Origin of the sequence: Curtobacterium sp. 18060, from assembly GCF_902706105.1 — a bacterium.
In the GTDB taxonomy this organism is placed as follows: Bacteria; Actinomycetota; Actinomycetes; order Actinomycetales; family Microbacteriaceae; genus Curtobacterium.
Window position 1 is genome coordinate 1 of the sequence record NZ_CACSJV010000101.1, and the last position, 2,187, is coordinate 2,187.

A 2,187-nucleotide genomic window follows, 5' to 3' on the forward strand; every position below is an offset into this window, starting at 1 on the left:
AGAACGGACCCCTTTGTGCCGAACTGGGGCGGACCCCTTCTGGGGTTGTTGAGCTTAGTTGTTCTCGGTCTGGTTGATGAGGTCGCGGCGGCCGTGGGTGCGGTAGGAATCGCCGGAGAGGGTGAGGACCTCGGCATGGTGGACGAGGCGGTCGATCATGGCTGACGCGACGACGTCGTCGCCGAAGGTCTCGCCCCACCGGCTGAATGGCAGGTTGCTGGTGACCATGATCGATCCCTGTTCGTAGCGGGACGCGACGAGTTGGAAGAAGAGGTTCGCGGCGTCTTGGTCGAACGGGATGTAGCCGATCTCGTCGACGATGATCAGCTTGTAGCGGCGGATCTTCTTCAGCTCGGCCTCGAGCTGGCCCTTGTGGTGCGCGGCCGCGAGACGGGCGATCCAGTTGTTCGCGGTGTCGAACAGGACCGAGTAGCCGGCGTAGGCGGCTTTCACGCCGAGGCCGATCGCGAGATGGGTTTTCCCGAGTCCGGGCGGGCCGAGCAGGATCACGTTCTCCTGTTTCGCGATGAACGTCGACGTCGCCAGGTGCGCGAGGACGTCGCGTCGGAGCGATGGGAGGTGGTCGAGGTTGAAGTCCTCGATCGTTTTCACCTGCGGGAAGTGCGCGGTCCGGATCCGCATGATCGTGCCAGCGGACTCCCGGTCCGCGACCTGCCGCTCGAGGACCGCGGCGAGGTATTCCTCGTGCGCCCAGTTGCCGTCCCTGGCGCGATCGGCGAGGTCTTCCCAGACCCGTCCGATCGTCGGGGTCTTCAACGCTCGGGCGAGGTAGGCGAGCTTGGAAGCGACCTGCTCGCTGTTCTTCGGGATCGGTGCGTCGGTCTGCGTCGTGGTTTTGCTGGTCATCGTGCTTCTTTCGTCGTGGTATCGGTGGTGAAGTCGACGCCGAACAGGGCGTCGTAGTCGGACAGGGCTCGGATCTGGACCTGGTGCCCGTCCTGGTGCGAGCGGACCGTCTCGGGCTTCGGGGCCCGGTAGTGGGCGCGCAGGCGCGCTGCGACGACGACGTGCTCAGGGTCGGTGATCGTCTGTCCGGTGCGCAATGACCGATCGTGTCGTCCGGCAGGCTCGCCGCTGCAGGTGATGCGCACTTCGTCGAGTGCTGCGTGGACGTCGACGAACCGTCCGATGAAGCGCGGGTCGGCGGAGTAGTCGTTGCCGTCGACGCGGACGTAATAGTCCCTGGCGAGCCGGACCCGCGTCCGCAGCCCCGTGGTCGGCGCGACCGACGGGAGGGACTGCATCCCGGCGCGGTCGAGGGCGTCGAGCTCGACCGGGCGGGCTCCGATCGAGCGGACCTTCCGCTGGTTCGCCCGCTCGGTCAACCAGACACCCAGCTGGGCGTTGAAATCGTGGACGTTCTGGAAGAGCCGGCCGGGTAAGAACGACGTCTCGAGATACCGGTTCGCCCGCTCGACGACACCCTTGGTCTCGGGATCCCTCGCCGGCGCCAACCGCAGCTTCGTCGCGATCGTTCCCGTGAACGTCGCTGCGAGGACCGTCGGACGCCCCAGCCCTCCGATCGCAGCCTCCCGGTCCCAAAGCAGCGACTTCGGGATCCCGCCGAAACGTTGCAGCAGCATCCACATCCCCGCAGTGAGGTCCCCGCCCTGCCGCGACGGCAGCACGAGCGCCTCGATCCGCCGGGAGAACCCCGAGACCATCACCAGCACCGGCAAGATCCGGTCCTGCCCGTCACCGACAGGGATCCTGGTCTCGGGGAACCAGAGATCGCACTGGATCACTTCGCCCGATCTGAACGAGAGCCGGTCCGCCGGGTCCACGCCGAGATAGTCCGGCCGCAACTCCGACACACGTTCCCGCAGCAACGATGGCGAGAACGACCAACCCACCCGTTCCGCGATCACGGACGCCGGCATCCGCGGATGCTCTGCCAGCAGCGCCCGGATCTGCGGCACGAACGGATCGATCTTCGACCCGCGCGGCCCACGCGCACGATTCGGAGGCTCCTCACCCCGCAACGCCCGACGAACCGTGTTCCGGCCGATCCCGAGCTCCCGCGCGATCTGCTTGATCGGCACCTTGTCCGCTCGATGCAGCCGACGGATCTCTGCCCACGTGTCCACTGTGATCACCCTCCTAGCGTCAACCAGGGGGTCCATCCCAGTTCGGCGTCAGGGGGTCCGTTCTACTTCGGCATCAACA

General features: G+C 66.6%; 2 protein-coding genes. Both read right to left on the reverse strand.

The window, feature by feature from the left end; genetic code table 11:
* Positions 1 to 54: 54 nt before the first annotated feature.
* A complete protein-coding gene (gene istB, locus GVL05_RS19710; RefSeq protein WP_159574235.1) occupies positions 55 to 867 on the reverse strand; it encodes an IS21-like element helper ATPase IstB in 813 nt (270 codons plus the stop codon).
* Positions 864 to 2,117, reverse strand: coding sequence for an IS21 family transposase (gene istA / locus GVL05_RS19715; RefSeq protein WP_235036083.1), 1,254 nt, complete (start codon positions 2,115 to 2,117; stop codon positions 864 to 866). Before istA ends, istB begins: the two co-directional genes overlap by 4 nt.
* Positions 2,118 to 2,187 lie beyond the last annotated feature (70 nt).